The sequence below is a fragment of the Gemmatimonadales bacterium genome (assembly GCA_035502185.1).
In the GTDB taxonomy this organism is placed as follows: domain Bacteria; phylum Gemmatimonadota; class Gemmatimonadetes; order Gemmatimonadales; family JACORV01; genus Fen-1245.
In genome coordinates this window covers 1-22,849 of sequence record DATJUT010000039.1, presented here as the reverse complement: position 1 = coordinate 22,849, position 22,849 = coordinate 1, and the positions used below count along the sequence as shown (strand labels likewise).

18 protein-coding genes are annotated in these 22,849 nt (G+C 73.6%); 11 read left to right on the top strand and 7 right to left on the bottom strand.

Translation table 11 applies throughout. The features are described 5' to 3' along the window. Positions 1 to 4: 4 nt before the first annotated feature. From VMF70_05215 to VMF70_05185, 7 genes are read right to left on the bottom strand one after another with little or no spacing between them, the layout of a single operon-like run. A complete protein-coding gene (locus VMF70_05215; protein HTT67408.1) occupies positions 5 to 1,255 on the bottom strand; it encodes a glycoside hydrolase family 88 protein in 1,251 nt (416 codons plus the stop codon). After that, a complete protein-coding gene (locus VMF70_05210) occupies positions 1,243 to 1,773 on the bottom strand; it encodes a DinB family protein (protein HTT67407.1) in 531 nt (176 codons plus the stop codon). The genes VMF70_05215 and VMF70_05210 overlap by 13 nt, the downstream gene beginning before the upstream one ends. Then, positions 1,770 to 3,476 carry a glycoside hydrolase family 43 protein gene (locus VMF70_05205; GenBank protein HTT67406.1) on the bottom strand — a complete coding sequence of 569 codons (1,707 nt, stop codon included), beginning with the start codon at positions 3,474 to 3,476 and terminating at the stop codon, positions 1,770 to 1,772. Before VMF70_05205 ends, VMF70_05210 begins: the two co-directional genes overlap by 4 nt. A gap of 45 nt (positions 3,477 to 3,521) precedes the next feature. After that, positions 3,522 to 4,772 carry an MFS transporter gene (locus VMF70_05200; protein ID HTT67405.1) on the bottom strand — a complete coding sequence of 417 codons (1,251 nt, stop codon included), beginning with the start codon at positions 4,770 to 4,772 and terminating at the stop codon, positions 3,522 to 3,524. 25 nt (positions 4,773 to 4,797) lie between these two features. Beyond that, a complete protein-coding gene (locus tag VMF70_05195) occupies positions 4,798 to 6,180 on the bottom strand; it encodes an acetylxylan esterase (protein HTT67404.1) in 1,383 nt (460 codons plus the stop codon). Continuing rightward, the gene (locus tag VMF70_05190; protein ID HTT67403.1) at positions 6,177 to 7,403 is read right to left on the bottom strand and encodes an SGNH/GDSL hydrolase family protein; all 1,227 of its coding nucleotides are present in this window, start codon (positions 7,401 to 7,403) and stop codon (positions 6,177 to 6,179) included. Before VMF70_05190 ends, VMF70_05195 begins: the two co-directional genes overlap by 4 nt. Continuing rightward, positions 7,400 to 10,060 carry a glycoside hydrolase family 3 C-terminal domain-containing protein gene (locus VMF70_05185; GenBank protein ID HTT67402.1) on the bottom strand — a complete coding sequence of 887 codons (2,661 nt, stop codon included), beginning with the start codon at positions 10,058 to 10,060 and terminating at the stop codon, positions 7,400 to 7,402. The genes VMF70_05190 and VMF70_05185 overlap by 4 nt, the downstream gene beginning before the upstream one ends. A gap of 140 nt (positions 10,061 to 10,200) precedes the next feature. Here VMF70_05185 and VMF70_05180 point away from each other — a divergent pair, with 140 nt between their 5' ends. The 11 genes from VMF70_05180 to VMF70_05130 form a co-directional block, all read left to right on the top strand. Beyond that, entirely contained in the window at positions 10,201 to 11,034 is an 834-nt protein-coding gene (locus tag VMF70_05180; protein HTT67401.1) for an SDR family oxidoreductase, read from the top strand. A 31-nt stretch (positions 11,035 to 11,065) separates the two neighbouring features. After that, positions 11,066 to 12,484 (top strand): NADP-dependent phosphogluconate dehydrogenase, encoded by a 1,419-nt coding sequence (gene gndA, locus VMF70_05175; protein ID HTT67400.1) that lies wholly within the window; start codon positions 11,066 to 11,068, stop codon positions 12,482 to 12,484. A 3-nt stretch (positions 12,485 to 12,487) separates the two neighbouring features. Further along, positions 12,488 to 13,771 carry a lactate racemase domain-containing protein gene (locus VMF70_05170; protein ID HTT67399.1) on the top strand — a complete coding sequence of 428 codons (1,284 nt, stop codon included), beginning with the start codon at positions 12,488 to 12,490 and terminating at the stop codon, positions 13,769 to 13,771. Between the two features lie 39 nt (positions 13,772 to 13,810). Beyond that, on the top strand, positions 13,811 to 14,893 hold the full coding sequence (locus VMF70_05165) for a sugar kinase (GenBank protein HTT67398.1): 1,083 nt from the start codon (positions 13,811 to 13,813) through the stop codon (positions 14,891 to 14,893). Positions 14,894 to 14,903: 10 nt separating this feature from the next. Continuing rightward, the gene (locus tag VMF70_05160) at positions 14,904 to 16,598 is read left to right on the top strand and encodes an ASKHA domain-containing protein (protein HTT67397.1); all 1,695 of its coding nucleotides are present in this window, start codon (positions 14,904 to 14,906) and stop codon (positions 16,596 to 16,598) included. 4 nt (positions 16,599 to 16,602) lie between these two features. Next, complete coding sequence (locus tag VMF70_05155) at positions 16,603 to 17,973, top strand: hypothetical protein (protein ID HTT67396.1); 1,371 nt, start codon at positions 16,603 to 16,605, stop codon at positions 17,971 to 17,973. Between the two features lie 66 nt (positions 17,974 to 18,039). Beyond that, positions 18,040 to 18,369, top strand: coding sequence for a hypothetical protein (locus tag VMF70_05150; protein HTT67395.1), 330 nt, complete (start codon positions 18,040 to 18,042; stop codon positions 18,367 to 18,369). A 70-nt stretch (positions 18,370 to 18,439) separates the two neighbouring features. Beyond that, complete coding sequence (locus tag VMF70_05145) at positions 18,440 to 19,615, top strand: FAD-dependent monooxygenase (protein ID HTT67394.1); 1,176 nt, start codon at positions 18,440 to 18,442, stop codon at positions 19,613 to 19,615. 132 nt (positions 19,616 to 19,747) lie between these two features. After that, positions 19,748 to 21,556, top strand: a complete 1,809-nt coding sequence (locus tag VMF70_05140) for an amidase (protein ID HTT67393.1) — start codon at positions 19,748 to 19,750, stop codon at positions 21,554 to 21,556. Between the two features lie 113 nt (positions 21,557 to 21,669). After that, a complete protein-coding gene (locus VMF70_05135) occupies positions 21,670 to 22,002 on the top strand; it encodes a PadR family transcriptional regulator (GenBank protein ID HTT67392.1) in 333 nt (110 codons plus the stop codon). An 11-nt stretch (positions 22,003 to 22,013) separates the two neighbouring features. Beyond that, on the top strand, positions 22,014 to 22,849 hold an 836-nt coding region (locus tag VMF70_05130; GenBank protein ID HTT67391.1), incomplete at its 3' end, for an ABC transporter permease.

Here is a 22,849-nt window from a genome sequence, read left to right as displayed (position 1 = left end):
CGCGTCATGGCCCGAGCTGCAGGATCGCCGCGCCCGCCAGCAGTAGCGGTCCGACGCCGTGGACGTCGTTGAGGGGCGTCGGCCGCGCGTAGTAATCCGCGATGTCGTCGCTGGTGCCCGTGCCGGCGCAGGTGCCCTCGATCTGCCCGTCCGGCCGGATCCGCGTCATCACGCCCTGCCAGCCCTTCCGCGCCACCGCCGCGTACGCCGCGGGCAGCCAGTGCTGCGACACGCCCCGCGCGATCGCGTAGACGAACATCGCGCTGGCCGAGGTTTCGAGGTACGAGTCAGGCTTGTCGAGGAGCTGGTGCCACAGGCCGGTCGAGTCCTGGTAGCGGGCCAGCGCCGCGACCTGGCGGCGGAACAGCGCCAGCACCGTGTCGCGCGCCCGGTCGCCCGGCCCGAGCCGGTCCAGCAGCTCCGCCTGCGCCATCATCGCCCAGCCGTTGGCGCGACCCCAGAACGCCACGCCGTGCTGCGCGCCGGCGCCCTCGCCGCCCGCGCTGTCGCTGTACCAGTTGTGGTACATCAGGCCGGTCCGCGGATCGTCGAGGTGCCGGTGGTAGCTGATCGCCTGGTGCACCGCGTCGTCCAGCCAGCGTTGCTCGCCGGTGCGCGCATAGGTCCGCACCAGGAACGGCACGCTCATGAACAGGTCGTCGGCCCAGATCGTGAACCGCCGCGGGCGGCTCCGCGCCAGCGTCCCGTCGGGCAGGCGCACCTGGTCCGTCGTCGCGTAGCGGGCCGCGCGCTCGACGTACTGCTTCAGCCGGTCGTCCGGCCCGGAGACCAGGAGGTCGGTCGTGACGGCGCCCTCGGCGCCGTAGTCGTCCAACTCCACCATCCCGAAGTGGTGCGCGAACGGATAGGCCCACCGGTCCTCGCCGTGGTAGCGCGCGGCGAACCACGCGGCGTGGTCGAAGGCGAAGACGATGTTGCGGCCCGCGAAGGTGCGGTAGCGCGCGTCGTCCGTCGCGCCCGCCAGGCGGCCCATCGCCAGGTTGAGGACGCCGTTCCAGTAGCGCCAGTCGTTGTAGACGCTGGCGATGCGGACCCGCGCGCCGGCCGGCGCGCTGTCGGGCGAGGCGACGTGGCGCCCCGTCGCCGAGTCCACGAAGTCGAACGTCGCGTCCCGCAGCACGCCGTCGGCGACGAGGCGCACCGCGCGCAAGGTCTCGGCCCGGGTCTGGGCGCGCGCCGGGAACGCGACGCCGCCGAGGGCGGCGAGGACCAGTGCGGCCGCTACGCGGCCCACAGGTCCGCCGTGCCCACGTCTCTCCCCATCAGCTTCAGGTAGTAGAACAGCTGGCCCTTGTGCTGGGCGAGGTGTGCGATCATGTGGAGGATGTGCTGGAACAGCGTGAGCGGCGGCCCGCCCCACGGCGCCGGCAGCCGTCCGCCCAGCAGGTCCGCGGCGTCGGCCTGCGCGATGGCGTCCAGCGTCAGCGTCCGATCCACCTCCAGCAGCCGCTGCGCCTGCACCACGCTCTCGACCGCCGGGAGCTCGGCCGCGGTCGGCAGCTGGGCGTGCGTGCCCGCCTCGCCGTACTCCGCCAGCTCGCCCCCCCAGTCGCCGGTGACGAAGCCGTGCGCCGCCTTGCCGCAGCCGAAGCACGCGCAGTGCATCAGCAGCTGGCCCGTGGTCATCCACTCGGTGCCGGAGGCCGAGGGCTTCCAGGCGAGATCGGCGTCGCTCACGCGCCGGAACAGCTTCTCGGTCACCGCATAGGTCGTCCGGGCTTCCTCGAGGAGAACGTCCGTCAGCGTGATCACCGCGGCCTCCTCCCGCTCGATCGTTCGGCGCGGTCGCCCGGCGGCTGGATGTTCGCCGGCCGGCGCCCCGGCGTCGCCACGTACTCCCGCTCGCGATATTCGAACCAGTCGAAGTCGGCCGCAAGAGCGGTGCCGGCCAGGTCCTGGCACGCCATCCCGACGAACGCGCCGGTGAAATTCGGCGCGCCGGGCGCGCTGGCCTCGTCCGACAGGATGCTGGCGTCGAACTGCTCCGCCAGCCAGCGCCACTCGCGGTCCACGCCCTCGACGCGATACGCGAAGTGGAGCCGCGAGTAGTCCACCTCGGCCTTGAGCTCGATCCGCTTCCCCGGTGCGACGGGGATCGGCGGCGTGAGCGCGTCAGCGGCCGGCCCCTCGGGGAAGGCGCTCATCACCCGCAGGTGCTTGCCCACCGTCTCGTCGTGGCCGACGTACAGGTAGTGGTACTTGTTGCCGCCGTAGTAGCAGATCAGGCCGGCCATCTGCTGGTAGTGCTCCGGCTCGAACTCGAGCATCGTCGCCGCGCCGAAGCAGTGCGCCTGCTGGCGACGCGCCACCAGCGCCTGCCGGAACCAGCTGCCCGGCGTCTCGCGGCCGTAGAGCCTGAGGTGGCCCGGCCGCGCCGTGAGGCTGAACAGCTCGTCCGGGAACGGCGTGCGCAGCCACTGGAACTCGATCGGCAGCGCGGGGCCGTCGAAGTCCTCGCGCGCGGGCGGAGCGGGGAAGGGATGCGCCGGCAGCGGCGGCGCGGGCACCTCGAGCTGCGGCACGCCCTCGCCGTCCGTGGTGCGGAGCCAGCCGTCGGGCGACCAGACCATCGGCTGGATCGCCGTCTCGCGGCCCAGCGGGCTGCGGCCGCGGTTGGGCAGCGGCCGGCTCGCGAGGTACACCATGTACGTCTCGCCGGCCTGCGTCTGGACCAGGTCGGCGTGCCCCGACTTCTGGAGCGGCAGCTCGGGCCGCCGCCGCGCCGTCAGGACGTAGGTGTCGGGGTGCAGCTCGTAGGGCCCCCGCAGGCCGTGCGAGCGCGCCATCGTCACCGAGTGGTCCCAGAACGTGCCGCCCTCCGCGGTGACGAGGTAGTACCATCCGCCGCGCTTGTAGAGGTGCGGCGCCTCGGTGAGCCCGATGGCGGTGCCCCGGAAGACGTTGACCCGCTCGCCCACCAGGCGGCGCTGCGCGACCGAGTACTCCTGCAGCACGATGCCGCCGAAGTGGTTGTGACCCGGCCGCCAGTCCCACAGCATGTTGACGAGGTACTTCCGGCCGTCGTCGTCGTGGAACAGCGACGGGTCGAAGCCGCTGCTGTTGAGGTGGACCGGGTCGCTCCACTCGCCCTCGATCGTCTCCGCGGTCACCAGGTAGTTGTGGAAGTCGCGCATCGAGGCGCCGGAGGCGCTCGGTACGCTGGTGCGGGCGTAACGCTTCACGTCGGTGTAGATCAGCCAGAACTTCCCGTCCGCCCAGCTGAGGCACGGCGCCCACACGCCGCACGAATCGGGGTCGCCACGCAGGTCGAGCTGGCTGGCGCGCCGCAGCGGCCGCGTCAGCAGCCGCCAGTGCACCAGGTCGCGCGAGTGGTGGATCTGCACGCCCGGATACCACTCGAAGGTCGAGGTCGCGATGTAGTAGTCATCGCCCACGCGAACGATGGAAGGGTCGGGATTGAAGCCGGGGAGGATGGGGTTGCGGATCGTGGCCATGGCGGGCTCAGCCGGGTGTAGGGTGTGAGGGTGTAGGGTGTGAGGTCACGCCGACGCGGCGGCAGGCTCGCGCACCACCGTCCACAGCACCGCCGCGCCCGCCAGGTCCAGGACGCCGAGACAGACGAAGAACGGCGTGTAGCCCACCGTGGCCACCAGGCCGCCGATCAGCAGGTTGAAGACCAGCAGCCCCGCGTTCCCGCAGGTGCCGGCCATCCCCGCCACGGTGGCGACCTCGCTCCGCCGGAACAGGTCCGAGGCCATCGTGATCACCGTGACCGACAGCGTCTGGTGCGCGAAGCCCGCGAGGCTGATCAGCGCGACCGCGGCGTAGGGGCTCCGCACGAAGCCGGCGCACGCGACGCCGCTCATCAGCACGGCGCCGAGCGTGAAGGCGGAGCGCCGCGCGTCGAGCAGGCGCATGCCGCGCCGCTGCAGCTGCAGGCTCACGAAGCCGCCCGCCAGGCATCCGACGTCCGCGGCGAGGAACGGCATCCAGGCGAACAGCGCGATCTGCCTGAGGTCGAAGTGCCGCACCTGCGACAGGTAGAGCGGCACCCAGAAGGTGAGCGTGCCCCAGGTCGGGTCCGCCAGGAACCGCGGGACGGCGATCCCCCAGAAGTTGCGCTGCCGCGCGAGGCGGAGGATCGAGGGGCGCGCCCCGTCGTCGTCGAGGTAGCGCTCCTGCCCCGAGACGATGTGGGTCCGCTCCTCCTCCGCCAGCGCGGGGTGCCGCTCGATCGGCCGGTAGAACGCCAGCCACAGCGCGACCCACACCAACCCCAGGCCGCCGGTGATGATGAACGCGAACTGCCAGCTGGAGGCGAGGATGGCCCACACCACGAGCGGCGGCGCCAGCATCGAGCCCACCGACGCGCCGATGTTGTACACGCCGCCGGCCAGCCCGCGCTCCTTCGCCGGGAACCACTCGGCCGTGGCCTTCATCCCCGCCGGGTTGGCCGAGCCCTCCGCGAGCCCCAGCAGGCCGCGGAGCCCGGCGAACGCGGGCCAGGTGCGCGCCAGGGCGTGCGCCATGCTCACCAGCGACCACGCGGTGACGAACAGCGCCAGGCCGAGCTTGAGGCCGACCACGTCCAGCGCGTAGCCCGCCGCCGGCTGCAGCATGATCGCGCCCTGGAAGATCCCGACGATCCAGGAGTACTGCTTCGCGGTGATGTGGAGGTCGGTGAGCAGCGTCGGGGCCGCGACCGCCAGCGTGCTGCGGGTGAGGTAGTTGATCATCGAGCCCAGCATCAGCAGGCCGATGATCCACCACCGGAGGCCGCGGATCTTCACCGCCACCCGCGCCGCTGGCTCGCGCTCACGGGCCGCCGGCCGCCGCCGTCGGGTCGCCGCCCTGCACCAGCACGCCCAGCCACCGGGCCGCGCGCCGGGTGTACGGCTGCTGCTCCTCGGCCGTCGCCATGTGGTTGTGCGGCGAGTCCACCATGGGCACGGCCTCCTTGGGCCCGCGGATCGCGTTGAAGGTCGCCCAGATGCCGGCCGGCGGGCAGGTCTCGTCGATGAATCCCATCGCCACCATCGAGCGCGCGACGATGCGCGGGGCGAAGTTGGTCACGTCGAAGTACGGCGCGGTCCGGCGGACCTCGGGCAGCGCCAGGTCCCAGTTCGGGTACTCCGGCGCTCGCCCGTGCAGGGCCCCGAGGGCATCGCTGCCGGCCGGCACGTCCACGACCAGCGCCGTCACCCTGGGGTCGAGGCCGGCGACGGCGAAGCTCTGCTGGCCGCCCATGCTGATGCCCGTCACCGCCAGCGTCCGGCCGTCCCAGTCCGGTCGGTCCGCCAGGTACTCCGCCGCGCGGAGGTCGCCGAGGTACATGGCGAGGAAGTAGCTCTCGTCGCGGCTCCGCTCGCCGATGGTCCGGTAGTTCCTGACGATCTGCGGCAGCGCGTCGTAGAACGCCTGCGGCAGGTCGCCCGGCACGTCGTGCGGCTCGACGTTCAGCACCAGCCAGCCCTCGGCGGCACGATCCGTCACCCACGACCTCTGGAGCGGGTAGGGCGGGCTCGCCCACTGGTAGATCAGGAGGCCGGGGAACGGCCCGGCGCCCGCCGGCTTCGCGAGCTGCCCGTAGACGTGGGCGCCGCGGATGTTGTTCAACCGGACGGTGAAGTACTCCACGCCGGGGCGGCCGCTCTCCGCCGGCGTGAGGACCGGCTCCGCGGGGACGGCGTCGAGCTCCCGGCGCTTCGCCGTCCAGAAGGAGTCGAAGTCCGCCGGTCGGGGCGCCGACGGCCGGATCCGCGTCGGCGCGACCGCCGCACCGAGGAGGACGCGCCCGATCTCGCTCTTGCTCGCGCCGCGAAACCCGCTGTCGCCGGCCGGCGGCCGCACCTCCACGAGGATCATCCCCGGCCGGCGGAGCGACGTCTCGATCCGCGCCGTCGCACGGAGCGAGTCGAGGGTGAACGCGCCGCGGCCGACCACCGTCTCGCCGTCGCGCTTCGCCACCCAGGTGTAGGTGCCCGGGAACGCGCTCTGCCCCGGCGCCACGCCGACGGCCCATCCGACCCGCCGGCCCACGTCGTAGATCCCGTCGGGATGGTCGGGGGTGAACGTCAGGAGCTGGGCTTCGGCCGGCCGGGCGAGCAGCCAGACCGGCAGGGCGACGGCGAGGAGGCGGAGCGCGCGGCCGAGTCCGCCCGGAGCCGGCGCCCGGTGCGGGAAGCGCGCGGGGATCACGGCGTGAACAGGGACAGCTCGATCGCGTCCGCCATGGCGTGGTAGCCCGCCTCGTTCGGATGCAGGTGGTCCCCGGTGTCGAGCGCGCTCTGCAGGCGGCTCGGGTCCGAGGGGTCCCGCACCGTGGCGTCGAAGTCGATCACCGCGTCGAACGCGCCGCTCGTCCTGATCCAGCGGTTGACGGTGTCGCGCGCGGCCTGGCGCTCCGGGCCGTCGTAGAACGATCCGCCGAACGGCGTGATCGTCGCGCCGTACACCTTGAGGCCGCGGGCGTGGGCCCGCGCGATGATCCGCCGGTAGGCGTCGATGAGGCCCTGCGCCACGCCGGCGGCGGCGCCGGGCGCCCGCGCGTTGCCGATGTCGTTGACCCCCTCGAGGACGATCACCCACCGGACGCCCGGGGGCTCGAGCACGTCGCGGTCCAGGCGCGAGAGGGCCGCGGGGCCGAGGCAGTCTCTCAGGAGGCAGTTTCCCCCGATGCCGGCGTTGAGGACCGCCACGCGCGCGGTCCGCGGATCGGCCTGGAGACGCCGGGCGAGGTCGTCCGGCCACCGGTCGTCCTGGTTCGTGCCGGAGCCGCGCCCGTCGGTGATGGAGTTGCCCAGGGTGACGACGGCCGCGCCCTCCGCGACGACGTCGAGGCCGGCGATGACGTACCAGTGCTCGGTCGTGGCGGCGCCGGACAGCTCCGGCTCCGACACGTGGTCACCCGCCGCGAGATAGGACGTCGTGCGCGAGCCGGGATGGCCCGTCAGCGCGGCCGGCGCTGCGCCGATGCGGAGCGTCAGGGCGAGCGCCGACAGCGGGGCCACCGGAAAGTCGAGCGGATCGGAGGTGGCCTCATGGCCGGCGGAGATCGTCACCGAGTCGGCGCCGCCGAAAGTCAGCGGTCGCTCGCTCGCGGGCTCGATCGCGGAGCCGCCGGCCGAGCGCGCGATCCGCGCCGCGCCGACGGCGATCGGTCCGTCGCCGAACAGGTTGGAGAGGTGCACGCGGATGCGCGGCCCGCCGAGCGAGACCCGGAAGACCTGGCGGAGCGTCGAGTGCGCGAGCGGGGCGGGCGGCAGGTTGCGGGGCTCGACGAGCTGCTGCGACGGGGCCCAGGTGCCGAGCCAGTGCTCGGCGGGCGCCGCGACCGGCCGGCCGCGGGGGGCGCAGGCGCCCGCGGCCAGCGCGAGCGCGAAGCCGAGGGCGCGCCGGGGCGCCCGGCCGGGCCGGTTCACGGCCGCCCCGCCACCGTGATCGTCCTCTCCAGCCGGATGTCCGCCGAGGAAGCGCCCACCTCCAGGACCACCGGCCCGTCCTCGACCGCCCAGTCGTGGACGTCCGTGTCCCAGTAGGCGAGCGCGGAGGCGTCCAGCGGGAAGCGCACCGTCCGCGTCTGGTGCGGGAGCAGCGAGATCCGGCGGAAGCCGCGCAGGTCCCGGATGGGACGCGGCAGCTTCGAGTCCGGGTAGCGCACGTAGAGCTGCACCACTTCGTCGCCCGCGCGGGCGCCGGTGTTGGTCACGTCCACCGCGACCGTCACGGTGTCGCCGCGCCGCAGCGTGTCGGCGCTGGTCCGCAGCCGCGTGTAGCCGAAGGTGGTATAGCCGAGCCCGTAACCGAACGGATACAGCGGCACGCCGTCGAAGAAGCGGTAGGTCCGGTGCGCCATCGAGTAGTCGTCGAACGGCGGCAGGTCGGCCACGCCGCGGTAGAACGTGACCGGCAGCCGGCCGCCCGGGTCGTAGCGGCCGAACAGCACGTCGGCGATCGCGGTGCCGCCGGCCTGGCCGGGGTACCACGCTTCCAGGATCGCCGGCACGTGGCCGGCCGCCCAGCTCACGGCCAGCGCGCTCCCGTTGAGGAGCACCAGCACGACGGGCTTGCCCACCGCGGCGATCCGCTCCAGCAGCCGCTGCTGCGGCGCCGGCAGGTCGAGGCTGGTGCGGTCGCCGCCGTCGAAGCCGGCGGTGTGGATGCGCATCTCCTCGCCCTCGAGCCGCGAGGTGATGCCGAGACACAGGACCACCACGTCCGCCGCCTCGGCCGCGCGCACCGCCTCGGCCTCCAGCACTTCGCTCGGCGGCGCCCACAGCAGCTGCAGGCCGGCCACCCCGTACGACTCCGCGCCCTCCACCCGCAGCCGGTAGTCGCGGCCGGCCTCGAGCCGCACCGCTGCGGTCGAGGGGAACCACGGCCGGCTCGGCTCGTCGTTGCGCGGCGGGAAGTACGATTTCACCACCAGGCTGTCGTCGAGCCACAGCCGGTACCGCACCGTCCCGATGAGGCCCAGCCGGTAGGCGCCGGTCGCCGGCGCCCGCAGCGTCCCGGTCCAGCGGACGCCGAAGTCGTCGGGGTTCATGTCGGCGCGCGGCGCGCGCTCCTCCCAGTCGGCGTCGAGCGTCGTGTCCACCGCGGTCCACAGCGGCGCGCCCGCCATCGTCCGCTCCGCGAAGTAGGCCACGTCGAGGCCGCGCCGGCCGTCGGCGGTCCGCAGCACGGCGGACGGCACCACGGTGGTCACCGGAACGCTGTCGGCCACGTCGGAGCCCTGGGCGTAGACCACGTGGGTCGCGCGCGGGACCGCCGCGCGGATCCCCCGCAGCGGCGTGACCGGATCGGCGGGCGTCCCGTTGTAGTTGCCGAGCAGCACGTGCACCTGGTCCGCGTTGGGGCCGATGACGGCGATCGTGCCCAGGTCGGGCCGCAGGGGCAGCAGGCCGCCGGCGTTCTTGAGCAGGACCATCGACTCCCGCGCGACCCGGAGCGCCAGGGCCCGGTGGGCCGGCGCGTCGAGGTCGCGGAACGGGACCCGCGCCCACGTCACCCGCGCGGGCGGATCGAACATCCCGAGCCGGAAGCGCGCCGTCATCAGCCGCGTCACGGCGCTGTCCACCAGGGCCTCGCTCACCAGCCCCCGCCGCACCGCGGCCGCCAGGCTGTCGTAGCTGCGCCCGCAGTCCAGGTCGGTGCCGGCCTTGAGCGCCATCGCGGCGGCTTCCGCGGCGCCCGGCGCCACCCGGTGGGTGCGCCAGATGTCGGCGACGGCGTCGCAGTCGGACACCACGTAGCCGCGGAATCCCCACCGGCCGCGCAGCTCGTCCTCGAGCAGCAGGTCGCTGGCGCAGGCGGGGGAGCCGTCCACCCGGTTGTAGGCGCACATCACCGACTGCGCGCCGCCTTCCACGACCGCGGCCCGGAACTGGGGCAGGTAGCTCTCGTGCAGGTCGCGCTCGCTCGGATGGACGTCGAACTGGTGCCGCAGCGGTTCGGGCCCGCTGTGCACCGCGAAGTGCTTCGGGGTGGACACGGCCTCGAGGTAGCGCGGGTCCGGGCCCTGCAGGCCGCGCACGAACTGGACCGCCAGCCGGCCGGCGAGGTACGGGTCCTCGCCGTAGGTCTCCTGGCCGCGCCCCCAGCGCGGGTCCCGGAACAGGTTGACGTTCGGCGACCAGAAGGTCAGCCCCTCGAACCGCGCCGGGTCGCCGTGGCGGAGGACCTCGTGGTACTTGGCGCGCGCCTCGTCGGCGATGACCGCGGCCTCCCGGAAGATCAGCGAATCGTCCCAGGTGGCGGCCATCCCGATCGCCTGCGGGAAGCTGGTGGCGAGACCCGCGCGCGCGACGCCGTGCAGCGCCTCGTTCCACCAGTTGTAGGCGGGGACGCCCAGCCGGGGGATCGCGGCGGCGAAGTCGCTCATCTGGGAGACCTTCTCCTCGAGCGTCATCCGGCCCACCAGGTCGGCGGCGCGCGCCTCGAAGGAGAGGCTGGTGTCCCGGTACGCCGGCGCCTGGGCCGCGGCAGGGCCGGCCGCGAGCCCGATGCCCATCACCACGGCCGCCGCGGCGGCGATCCGCGGCCGCGCCGGCCCGTCCCCGGACACCCGTGCGCCCATCCCGCCCCCCCAGGAGATATTATGACCTGACCTCGCCACCGGCGCTCAACATGGGCCCGGCGCCGCCGGCGATCAAGGCGACGGAGCCGAGGCCTGGCACGCGCGCGCCGGGGACCGCACTTTGAAGGTGCGGAGGGGCGATGGACCTCGAGGAGCTGACGCGGCTGTACGACTTCCACGACCAGACGGTCGTCATCACCGGCGGCGCCGGCGTCCTCGGGGGCGAGATGGCCTGCGCGCTGGTGGGGTGCCGGGCCAACGTCGCGATCCTCGACCGCGACCCGGCGATGGCCGAGCGGCTGGTGCACCGGATCCCCACGGGCGTCGGCCGGTTCATCGTGGTCTACGGCGACGTGCTGGACCGGGACAAGCTCGCCGCCGCGCACGAGAAGATCGTGGCCGAGTTCGGACGGGTGGACGCGCTGGTCAACGCGGCGGGCGGCAACGACCCGCGCGCCACGACGGGGCCGGCGGGGAGCTTCTTCGACCTGCCGCCGGAGGCGTTGCGCTCGGTGCTCGATCTCAACCTGCTCGGCACGGTCCTGCCCTGCCAGGTGTTCGGGCGCGCGATGGCCGAGCGCAAAAGCGGCGTGATCCTGAACGTCTCGTCCATGAACGCGCTGCGGCCGCTGACCCGCATCGCCGCCTACTCGGCGGCCAAGGCGGCGGTGAGCAACTTCACCCAGTGGCTGGCCGTGCACATGGCCCAGGAGTACTCGCCCCGGATCCGCGTGAACGCGATCGCGCCCGGGTTCTTCCTCACCGAGCAGAACCGGTTCCTGCTGACCGACCGGGCGTCGGGCGACCTCACGCCGCGCGGGCGGAGCATCCTCGCCCACACGCCGATGGGCCGGTTCGGCACGCCGGAGGACCTGCTGGGTACCGTGCTGTGGCTGCTCTCGCCGGCGTCCGCGTTCGTGACCGGCACCGTCGTCCCGGTGGACGGCGGGTTCGCGGCGTTCTCCGGCGTGTGAGCGGCGCAACCGTGAGGGAAAGGACGGCGCGATGAGCGCGGACAAGGCCGTCGGGGTGATCGGCCTCGGCGTGATGGGCAGGAACCTGGCGCTCAACATGGCGCGCAACGGCTTTTCGGTGGCGGGCTACGACATCGACGCGGACAAGGTGCAGGCCGCGCGCGCGGCGTTCGCCGGCAAGCCGATGGCGGTCGCCGGGGTGCTGGCGGAGTTCCTGGCGCAGCTGGAGCGGCCGCGCCGCATCCTGGTGATGGTGCCGGCCGGCTCGCCGGTGGACGCGGTGGTCGCGGAGCTGCGGCCCGTGCTGGCGAAAGGCGACGTGCTGATCGACGGCGGGAACTCGTTCTTCGAGGACACGCGCCGCCGCATCGCCGCGCTCCAGGGGACCGGCATCCTCTACGTCGGCACCGGGGTGAGCGGCGGCGAGGAAGGCGCGCTCAAGGGCCCGTCCATCATGCCGGGCGGGAACCCGGACGCGTGGCCCGTCGTCGGTCCCCTCCTGCAGAAGATCGCGGCCCGGGCGAGCGACGGGCAGCCGTGCTGCGAGTGGATCGGCCCCGACGGCGCGGGGCACTTCGTGAAGATGGTGCACAACGGGATCGAGTACGGCGACATGCAGATGATCGGCGAGGCCTACTTCCTGATGGAGCGGGTGCTCGGCCTCTCCGCGCCCGAGATGCGGGACGTGTTCGCCGAATGGAACCGGGGGGAGCTGGACAGCTACCTCATCGAGATCACGGCCGCGATCCTGGCGAAGCGCGACCCCGACACCGGCAAGCCGCTGGTGCAGGTGATCCTCGACACGGCGGAGCAGAAGGGCACCGGCAAGTGGACCAGCGGCGCCGCCCTCGACCTCGGCGTGCCCGCGCAGACCATCGCCGTCGCCGTGTTCGCCCGGATGATGAGCGCCCTCAAGGCGGAGCGGGTGGCCGCCGCGCGGGTGCTCCCGGGGCCGGACGCGAAGTTCACCGGCGACCGGACAGCCTTCATCGCGATGATCCGCGACGCGCTGTACGCCTCCAAGATCTGCTCCTACGCGCAGGGGTTCCAGCTGCTGCGGGCCGCGGACGACCACTACCGCTGGGGCCTCACGTTCGGCTCCATCGCGTCGCTGTGGCGCGCCGGGTGCATCATTCGCGCGCGATTCCTCGCCAAGATCAAGGACGCCTACGACCGCGACCCCGCGCTGCCGAACCTGCTCCTCGACCCCTACTTCGCCGCTGCGATCCGGGACGCCTCCGCCGGCTGGCGGAAGGTGGTCGCGACCGCCGCGGACGTCGGCGTGCCGGTCCCGGCCTTCGGCAGCGCGCTGGCGTACTACGACAGCTACCGGACCGCGGTGCTGCCGGCCAACCTGCTCCAGGCACAGCGCGACTTCTTCGGCGCCCACACCTACCGGCGGATCGACCGGGAGGGCGTGTTCCACACCGACTGGGAAGGCGGGGCCTGACCCGTGATCGGGCGCGGATCGCCCGCGGACGACCTCGGCGCGCCGGAGGTCCGCGCGATCGCGGCGGAGTTCATCGCGCGGGAGCGCCTGGAGGGGAAGCGGGTGGTCGCGATCATCCCCGACCAGACGCGCTCGGGTCCCATCGGCCTGATGTTCCGGGTGCTGTACGACCTCCTGGCGGGGCGCGTGCGCGCGCTCGACTTCCTCATCGCGCTCGGCACGCACCCGCCGATGAGCGAGGCGGCGATCGACGCGCGGCTGGGGATGGCGCCCGGGGAGCGCGCCGCGCGGTACGCGCGGAGCCGGGTGGTGAACCACGCCTGGAAGGACCCGGCCCAGCTGACCACGATCGGCACCATCCCGCGCGAGCAGGTGGAGGAGCTGTCGGGCGGGATGATGCACCAGCCGGTGCCGGTGACCATCAACCGGATGGTCCTCGACTACGACGTCGTCCTGATCGTCGGGCCGACGTTCCCGCACGAGGTGGTCGGGTTCTCCGGCGGGAACAAGTACCTGTTCCCCGGCATCGCGGGCGCCGAGATCATCGACATGTTCCACTGGCTCGGGGCGCTGATCACCAGCCCCGTGATCATCGGCCGCAAGCACACGCCGGTGCGCGCGGTGGTGGACATCGCGGCGCGGATGCTCCCGGTGCCGCGCCTGTGCATGAGCCTGGTGGTCCGCGCCGGCGGCCTGGCGGGGCTGTTCTGCGGCACCCCCGAGGAGGCGTGGTCCGCGGCGGCCGATCTCTCGAACCGGATCCACATCGTCTACAAGGACCGGCCGTTCGCGAGCGTGCTGTCCTGCGCGCCGCCGATGTACGACGAGATGTGGGTCGGCGGGAAGTGCGCCTACAAGCTCGAGCCGGTGGTGGCCGACGGCGGCGAGCTGATCATCTACGGGCCGCACATCGGCCGCGTCTCGGCCACCCACGGCGCGCTGATCGAGCGCATCGGGTACCACGTGCGCGACTACTTCCTCAAGCAGATGGCGCGGTTCGCCGACGTGCCCGGGGGCATCCTCGCGCACTCGACCCACGTGAAGGGGCTCGGCAGCTACGAGGACGGCCGGGAGCGCCCGCGGACCACCGTGACGCTGGCGACCGGCATCCCGGAGGCCCTGTGCCGCAAGATCAACCTCGGCTGGCGGGATCCGGCCTCCATCCACCCCGAGGCGTGGCGCGACCGGGAAGGGGAGGGCCGGCTGCTGGTGCCCCAGGCCGGCGAGACGCTGTACCGGCTGCGCGACGACCCGTTCGGCCTCCCGCCCCGCGCGGCGGCGTCGTGACGCGAGGCCGCCCGCGCCCTCACTCATCCGGAGCTTCGCGTGGCGCATGACCTGAAGATCCCCGCGGCCGGCGCACTCGACCTCGTGAGCCTCGGCGCGCTGGTGCACCGGCTCGACCCGGGCGTCGTGCCGTTCCGCAAGGCGACCCGGTGCGACATCCACGTGAGCGGCGGCGAGTTCAACGTCGCGGCGAACCTCGCCGACTGCTTCCGCCTCAACACGGCGATCGTCACCGCGATGGTGGACTACCCGATCGGCGACCTGATCGCGGAGCGGGTGCGGGCGATGGGCGTGCGCCCGTTCTACAAGCGCTTCGCGCACGACGGGGTGACCGGCCCCAACATGGCCACCGTCTACAGCGACCGTGGGCACGGGGTGCGCGCGCCGGTCGTGTTCTACAACCGCAGCAACGAGGCCGCCGCGCGGCTCGGGCCCGGCGACTTCGACTGGAAGGCCGTCTTCGCCGGCGGGGTGCGCTGGTTCCACAGCGGCGGGATCTTCGCCTCGCTCTCGGCCACGACCGGGCCGCTGATCCTCGAGGCGATGCAGGCCGCGAAGGCCGCCGGCGCCGTCACCAGCTTCGACCTCAACTACCGCGAGCGGCTGTGGAGCATCTGGGGCGGCGCGACCCGGGCCGCCGAGGTGATCGGCCGCATCGTCGAGCAGGTGGACGTGCTGGTGGGCAACGAGGAGGACCTGCAGCAGGCCCTCGGCGTCGGGGGACCCGCGGCCGCCGCCGCCTCCGGGCTCGATCCGGGCCGCTTCTACGCGATGATCGACGCGGTGACCGCGAAGTACCCCGGCATCAAGGCGGTGGCCACGACGCTGCGCGAGGTGCACTCGGCCAACCGGCACGCGTGGACCGCGGTGGCGTGGGTGGCGGGGAAGCGCTGCGCCGCGCCGACCTGCGACCTCGACGTGCGCGACCGGGTGGGGGGCGGCGACGGTTTCGCCAGCGGCTTCTTCTACGGGTTGCTGGCGGGGGAGACGCCCGAGGCGGCGGTGAAGCTCGGCTGGGCGCACGGGGCGCTCGTGACCACCTTCCCCGGCGACACGACGATGGCGACCCTGGAGCAGGTCCGCGCCTACGCGCAGGGCGCCAGCGCGCGGATCCAGCGCTGAGCCGCCCCGCGTGATCGGAGTGGAGCTCCACGTCAACCACCGGCGCGGCACCGTCCGGCCGGGCACGTCGATTTTCGACGCCGCGCGCGCGCTCGGCGTGTTCGTCCCCACCTCGTGCATCACCCAGGGCAAGTGCAAGGAGTGCATGGTCGAGGTCGCCGAGGGGATGGAGCACCTCTCGCCGCGGACCGCGGCCGAGAGCCACCTCTCGGGAATCCTCCGCCTCTCGTGCCAGGCGCGGGTGCTGCCCGTGCCGGAGGGCGCGGCGGCGCCGCGCCTGGTGCGCTGCCACACGATGCGGCGCGGCGAGATGCGGATCGAGCGCCACGCGCTCGACCTCCCCGTGCACCTCGCCAGCGTGCCGCGGGATCCGTGCGTGACGCGGGACGGCGAGCGGGTGCTGCTCGACGGCAGGCCCATCGCGCGCGCCGCGGCCGGCACCCCGCTGCTGGGGCTCGCGGCCGACCTCGGCACCACCACGGTGGTGCTGCGGCTGTTCGACCTGGAGAGCGGCGAGGCGGTCGCCGACACGTCGTTCGAGAACCCGCAGCGGTTCGGCGGCTCCGACGTGATGTCGCGGATCCACTTCGACACCCACCACCGCGGGAAGCTGCTCCAGCGCACCCTCGCCGGGTACCTCACCCACGCGATCGAGGAGTTCCGCGTGGACCCGCACGCCATCTACGAGATGGTGGTCGCCGGCAACTCGACGATGCGGGACCTGTTCTTCCGGCTCGACGTGTACTCGATCGGCCAGAACCCCTACCGCTCCATCACCGAGGTCGAGGCGCGCGACGGGCAGCGCGCCGGCACCTGCGTGACGGCCACGCCGGCGCGGCTGCGCCTCCCGATCCACCCCAGGGCGCGGGTCTACGGGCTGCCGATCGTGAGCGGCCACGTCGGCGCCGACGCGGCGGCCTGCATGCTGGCCGTGGACATCGAGCGCGAGGAGCGCCTGGTGGCCGTGATGGACATCGGCACCAACACCGAGCTGATCGTCGGGAACCGGCACAGGATCCTCGCCGCGTCCTGCCCGGCGGGGCCGGCGTTCGAGGGCGGGAAGATCCTGTGCGGGATGCCGGGCCTGCCGGGCGCCATCGAGCAGGTGCGCATCCTGCCGGACGGCGCGTTCCGCACCGCCACCATCGGCGGGGGCCCCGCCGAGGGCATCTGTGGCTCGGGGCTGGTGGACGCGCTGGGCGAGCTGCTGAGGACCGGGCGGATGAACGCGCTCGGCCGGCTCGAGGACGGCGAGAGCCAGGTGGTGCTCGACGCGCGCGGCGAACGCCCGATCGTGCTGCGCGAGGCCGACATCAACGAGCTGGCGCAGGCCAAGGGCGCCAACGTCGCGGGCCTGTTCATCGTGATGGAGCGCTACGGCGTGCGGTTCGAGGATCTCGACGTCTTCTACCTCGCCGGCGGGTTCGGCCGCCACCTCGACCTGGACTCGGCCCGGCGCATCGGGCTCATCCCGAACCTCGACGGCGCCCGGATCCGGCAGGTGGGCAACGCCGCCATCGAGGGCGCCAGCATCGCGCTGCTGTCGCGGGCGCGGCGCGCGGAGCTGGAGCAGCTGGTCGAGCGCGTGGAGCACGTGCGGCTCGAGACGCATCCGGACTTCTTCCACTACTTCGTGGAGGGTTGCCAGTTCCAGCCCGTGGAGACGCCGGTGGCGCCGCCGCCGGCGCCGGGGGCGCCGCGGTGACGCCATGACGGCCGAGCGGGATCGTGCGGGCGGCGCGACGGACGGTGACGGGGCGGCCGAGGCTTCTCGCGGCCCGATGAGCGCCGCCGCGCTGCTCGAGCTGGCCGACCCCGCGCCCGCGGTCGTGGTCCAGGAGCCGGAGTACCGGCGCCTCCTGGGCTGGCCCCGGGAACACGAGGTCACCGGCCGCTCGCTGGAGCTGGCCGCGTGGGCGCGGAGCTGGTACGCCGGGCACGGCCGGCCGTGGTGGTTCGCCCGGCAGGCCGGCGGCCTGTCGCTGGCCGGCGGGCGCGTCGAGATCGAGGGGACGGCCTTCGACGCCCCGCGCCTGGGCGAGATGCTGGCGCAGGCCGGGGCCACGTCGGCGATGCTGGTGGCGGTGGGCGCGGGCGGCGCGTGCGAGGAGCACGCGCGCTGGCTGTGGGAGGAGGGGAAGCCCGACGAGTACTTCTTCCTCGAGGTGTACGGCTCGGCGGTGGTCGAGGCGCTGGTCGCGGCGGCCGCGTTCCGGCTCTGCGAGTGGGCCGACGGCCGCGCGCTCGCCGTCCTGCCGCACTACAGCCCGGGCTACCCCGACTGGGACATCGGCGACCAGGGCAGGCTGCTGGATCTCGTGGGCCTCGAGCGCCGCGGCGACCTGCCCGAGGGCGTGCGCGCGCTGCCGACCGGGATGCTGCGCCCCAAGAAGTCGCTGCTCGCGGTGTTCGGCCTCACGCCGCACGTCGAGCGCGTCCAGCGCCTCACCACGCTGGTGCCGTGCGCGAACTGCGCGCTCGCGGGGTGCCGCTACCGGCGCGCGCCGTACCGCCGTCCGCTCCGCCAGCTGGAGTCGGTGCACCCGTCGCCCGACGACGGCGCCACGGCCGGTGCCGGGGGGAACGGGGCCGGCGCCGGTGCACGAGTGCCGCTCACGGCCGGCGCCCGCTACTCGGTGGCGCCCGCGGTGCTGCGGCGCTGGGCCGACGAGCGGCTGCGGATGCGATGCCTCGCCGACGGGTCGGTCGAGGCGACCTTCCGCTACGACGGCACCACCTGCTCGAACCTCGGCCAGCCGCTGGCGTTCGAGTACCGGATCCGGCTCGCGTCGCGGGAGGAGGGCTACCGGATCGTGGATCTCTCCTGCGCCCCGGTGCCGGGCGACCTCGGGCACAAGTTCATGTGCGAGTACCTCGCCGACGGCGAGGCCCTGATGCGCGCCATCGCCACCGAGCGGCCGCTGCTCGGCCACCCGCTCGACGCGGTGGTGAGCTGGCGGCGGGGCACCAGCGCCGCCGGCTGCTACTGCACGGCGTCGAGCCGCGAGCACAAGTGGGGGCTGGCGCTGGAAGTGCTGCACTGCGCGCTGGCGCGCGAGGACGCGCCGGTGGCGGGCTGAAGCGGCGGCGCCCGACTCCGGGCGGCTCGCCGCGGCCGGGAACCTGAACGGTCACGCGGAGCGACGATGAAGAAGCTGTGCGACGTCAACCAGGCGGCGGCGGAGAAGCTGCCGCCGCAGTTCGCCGACAAGTCGGGCGTGGGCGTGCACTACGCCGACGCGTTCATCAAGCCGATGAACGTCACGCTCGACGACGGCACCCGCGTGGCGTGCAAGCGCCGCGGGCTCAAGATCACCCTCACGGTGGGCACGAAGAAGGGCGAGGGGCTGCTGCGGCGGCTCGAGGTGAGCCGGGACCCGGTGGCGATGCTCAGGGCCGCGCTCGCCGAGGCCGCCAAGGCGGCCGGCGTCGAACTCGCGGTCGGCGAGACCGAGATCCTGGTCGGCCTCGGTTGAAGAAGGAGAAGCCGGACCGGGCGCCCAGGGTGATGGCGAGGTCCACGCCGATCGGCGCGGAGGCCGCGCGGTGAGAATCCTGGTGTCGGGCGCCGGCATCACCGGCTCCGCGGCGACGCTGTTCCTGCGCGCGAGCGGCCACGACGTGGTCACGGTGGACAGCGCACCGGCGTTCCGCCGGCTCGGCTACATGCTGTCGCTCAAGTACTTCGGCCTCGGCATCGTCCATTCTCTCGGGCTGCTGGACGCAGTCCGGCGCGTCGGCATCCCGTATCGCGTCACGCAGGTGTACGACGCGAAGGGCGAGTTCGTGCAGGAGTTCCCGCTCGAGCTGCTGAACCGGGCGGTGAAGGGGTCGGTCTTCCTGCTGCGGTCCGATCTGCACCACGTGCTGTTCGCCGCCGCGGACACGGTCGTCCCCGTGCGGTTCGGCGTGCACCTCACGGCACTCGAGCCGGGCGCGGCCGGGGTCGACGTGGCCTGGTCCGACGGCCGCCGCGAGCGGTTCGATCTCGTCGTGGTCGCCGAGGGGCTCCGCTCGGCGACCAGGCGGATGGTGTGGGGCGACCAGGGATTCCGCCCCTTCGACGTCATCTACTCCGCCGCGGTGGTGGACGGGAGCCACGACGTCCCCGACCGGGTGTGCCAGCTGTTCGTCGAGCCGGGGACGACGGTGCAGCTGTTCCCTCTTCCGGATGGGAAGCTGGTGATCCAGTCGTATTTCCGCGGCGTGCTGAACCCGGGCACGCCGTCGGATCAGGTCCGCCCACTGATGCACCAGGCGTGTCACCGCTTCCCGCCGAAGATCCGCGACCTGGTGGATCGCGTGGCCGACAGCGCCTACGTCTTCTGCGACAGCGTCGGAATGATCTCGCTGCCGGAGCTGTCGAGGGGCCGGGTGGTCCTGCTCGGCGACGCGGGGTACTGCCCGAGCTTCCTGTCGGGCATGGGGGCCTCCATGGGTCTGCTGGGCGCCGAGGCGCTCGACAAGTCGCTGCGCGAGACTCCGGACGTGCCGCGCGCGCTGGCGACCTTCAACGGCCTGATGCAGCCGGTCATCGCGCACTACCACCGCGCTGCCGAGTCGAACCTCGACCTGCTGCTGACGCGGAGCGCGCTCCGCGCCTGGTGGCACGGCTGGGTGATGCGCCGCTTCCCGCCGGCGCTGGTGGTGCGGCAGCTCGTGCGCCAGCGGGAGCTGGAGACGTCCCTGTTGCGGGGGTTCGGGCCGCTCGAGGTGTCGTGACGTGCCGGCGGGCGTCGCCGTCCGGCCGCGGGCGGCGCCGGCCCGGTCGTGCGGCGCGCGGGCCGGGGCGTATTATTGGGCACCCCCGTCGCATCCGAGCCGGACCGCTACCGCACCGCTCCGGAGGCCGTGATGAACACCCGCCGCCAGTTCCTGATCCAGGCGCCCGTCGCCCTGCTCGCCGTCGCCGGCGCCTGCCGCGAGGGCGGCAGGGGCGCGAGCGCCGCGGCCGGCCAGCAGACGCCGGCGCCCGGCGCGCCGCCGACCTTCGGGACAGGCCCAGGCTCCGGCCCGCCGGTCACCGAGGCGACTTTCGCCGAGGCCGAGAAGCTGGCGCAGGTCGCGATGACGCCCGCGCACCGGACGCAGGCCGCGCGCTCGTGGCGCAGATCCCTGGCGCCGTACCTCGAGCGGCGGGCCGGCCCGCGCAAGGTCGCCCTGGCTCCGACCGACACGCCGGCGCTGGGGTGGAACCCGGCGATCCCCGGCGCCCAGGCGGGGCCCCCGCGCGACCGGTTCGTCCGCAGCGCAGCCGTCGCGCCGCTGCCATCGAGCGACGACGACATCGCCTTCGCGCCGGTGGCGCGGCTCTCGCGCTGGATCGAGTCGCGCCAGCTCACCTCGACCCGGCTCACCGGCATCTACCTGAGCCGCATCGAGCGGCTCAACGCGAAGGTCAACGCCGTCATCACCCTCGCGAAGGACCGCGCGCTGGACCGGGCGGCGCAGGCCGACCGCGAGATGGCGGCGGGCCGGTACCGCGGCCCCCTGCACGGCATTCCGTACGGGGTCAAGGACCTGCTCGACACCGCGGGCATCCGGACGACCTGGGGGGCGGAGCCGTTCCGGGACCGGATCCCGGCCGAGGATTCCACGGTGGTGCGGCGGCTCGACGAGGCGGGCGCGGTGCTGGTGGCCAAGCTCTCGCTCGGCGCCCTGGCGCTCAACGACGTCTGGTTCGGCGGCCAGACGATGAACCCCTGGCTGCTCGAGGAGGGGGCGTCCGGGTCCAGCTGCGGACCGGGCGCCGCGACCGCCGCGGGCCTGGTCGCGTTCGCCATCGGCAGCGAGACCGACGGCAGCATTGTGAGCCCGTCGATGCGCTGCGGACTGACCGGCCTGCGGCCGACGTTCGGCCGCGTGCCGCGCGGCGGCGCCATGACGCTCTGCTGGTCGCTCGACAAGCTCGGCCCGATGACGCGGTCGGTCGAGGACGCGATGCTGGTGCTGCGCGCGATCACCGGTCCCGACGCGGGCGACCCGTCGAGCGTGCCGTGCCGGCTGGACTTCGACGCCACCCGGCCGGTCCGGGGCCTCAAGGTCGGCTACGTCGACGCGTGGATGAAGGAGAGCCCCGCGACCGACGTGGACCGCACCGCGCTCGAGACCATGCGCTCGCTCGGGATGGTGCCGACGCCCGTGACGCTGCCGGACTGGCCCTATTCGTCCCTGATGCCGGTCCTGTTCGCCGAGGCTGCCGCGTCGTTCGAGGAGCTGACGCTCGGCGGGCAGGACGACACGCTGCGGATGCAGGTGGACGACGCCTGGCCCAACCTGTTCCGCCAGTCGCGGTTCCTCTCGGCGGTGGACCTGGTGCAGGCCGACCGGCTGCGCCGGCGGGTGGCGCAGGAGATGGCGCGCGTCCTCTCGCAGGTGGACCTGCTGCAGGTGCCCTCGCTCCGGGACGAGCAGCTGACGATCACCAACTTCACCGGCCACCCCTCGCTCACCCTGCGGGCGGGCTTCGTCGAGGTCGCGGAGGCGCGCAGCGACTGGGCACCGGATCCGGCGCATCCACTCCCCAAGTTCTCGCCGCCGCGGCGCGTCCCGCACGGCATCACGCTGATCGGGCGCCTGTTCGACGAGGGGACGCTGGCGCGCGCGGGCCTGGCGCTCGAGAGCGCCGTCGGGGTCGTCGCCGAGCGGCCGGCGGGGTTCTGACGCGGGGCCTGGCGCGCGGCCGTCCGCGGATCCCGGCCGCGCGGGCCGGCGCTCCCCTTGCACTTCTACAGGTGGGTGCCTATCCTGTCCTGTAGAAGCGCAAGGGGACACGCGTGACCGACGAGCGGCTCGATCTCCCGCAGGGCACCCTGGACCTGCTGATCCTGAAGGCGCTGTCGCTCGGCCCGCAGCACGGCTGGGCGATCTCCGAGCGTCTCCACCAGGTCTCGCGCGCCACGCTGCAGGTGCCGCAGGGCTCGCTGTATCCGGCGCTGCACCGCCTGGAGCGGCGCGGCTGGATCGCGCCCCGCTGGGGCGCGTCCGACAACAACCGCCGGGCCAAGTTCTACGAGCTGACGCGCACGGGGCGGAAGCAGCTCGAGACCGAGGCCGACAGCTGGCGGCAGCTGACGGCGGCGGTGGCGCTGGTCCTGAGGATGGCGTAGGCAGGACGGCCGTGCTGCGCGAGTGGCTGAGCGAGGCGCGCTACCGGCTGCGCGCGGTGTTCCGGCGGGGCGGGCTGGAGCGCGACCTCGACGAGGAGCTGCGCTACCACCTCGAACGCGAGGCCGAGCAGCTCGTGCAGGCCGGCGTGGAACCGGCCGAGGCGATGCGGCAAGCGCGCATCGCGCTGGGCGGCGTCGAGCGCACCAAGGACGAGAGTCGCGACGAGCGCGGCGTCTCCTGGCTCGACGTCGCCGCGCGGGACCTGGGCTACGCGTGGCGGAGCCTGCGGACCAGCCCGGGCTTCACCACCGCCGTCGTCCTCACCCTGGCGCTCGGCATCGGCGGCACCACGGCCGTCTTCAGCGCCGTGGACGCGGTGCTCCTCAAGCCGCTCCCCTACGCCTCGCCGGGACAGCTGGTGCGGATCTACGCCGCGTGGGTCCAGCGCCCGACGGCCGAGTCGTTCGTGACGCCGGTCCATTTCCTCGCCTACCGCGGGCCGTCGAGCACGCTGCAGGCCATCGCCGCCACCAACACGTACGACGAGACCGGCGCCGACATCGGCTCCGGCGACGACGTCCGCCGGATCCGCACGCTGCAGGTGAGCGCCGACTACTTCGACGTGCTGCGCACGCCGCCGGCGCTGGGCCGCGGCTTCGACCGGGACGAGGAGAACGGGCCGAACATCGACGAGGGCGTCGGCGCGCCGCTCGTGGTGCTGAGCCATCGGCTGTGGCTCGAGCGGTTTCACGGCGACCCGCGCGTCCTCGGGCGCAGCCTGACGATGAGCGGCGAGCCGTTCACCGTGGTGGGCGTCATGCCCGAGGGCTTCGCCGACCCGATCGC

What these genes read in the sequence shown, in the direction of transcription:
- VMF70_05180 (HTT67401.1), top strand. Translation starts at nt 10,201, where the DNA reads ATGGACCTCGAGGAGCTGACGCGGCTGTACGACTTCCACGACCAGACG.
- VMF70_05155 (HTT67396.1), top strand. Translation starts at nt 16,603, where the DNA reads ATGACGGCCGAGCGGGATCGTGCGGGCGGCGCGACGGACGGTGACGGG.
- VMF70_05150 (HTT67395.1), top strand. Translation starts at nt 18,040, where the DNA reads ATGAAGAAGCTGTGCGACGTCAACCAGGCGGCGGCGGAGAAGCTGCCG.
- VMF70_05185 (HTT67402.1), bottom strand. Translation starts at nt 10,060, where the DNA reads ATGGGCGCACGGGTGTCCGGGGACGGGCCGGCGCGGCCGCGGATCGCC.
- VMF70_05205 (HTT67406.1), bottom strand. Translation starts at nt 3,476, where the DNA reads ATGGCCACGATCCGCAACCCCATCCTCCCCGGCTTCAATCCCGACCCT.
- gndA (HTT67400.1), top strand. Translation starts at nt 11,066, where the DNA reads ATGAGCGCGGACAAGGCCGTCGGGGTGATCGGCCTCGGCGTGATGGGC.
- VMF70_05140 (HTT67393.1), top strand. Translation starts at nt 19,748, where the DNA reads ATGAACACCCGCCGCCAGTTCCTGATCCAGGCGCCCGTCGCCCTGCTC.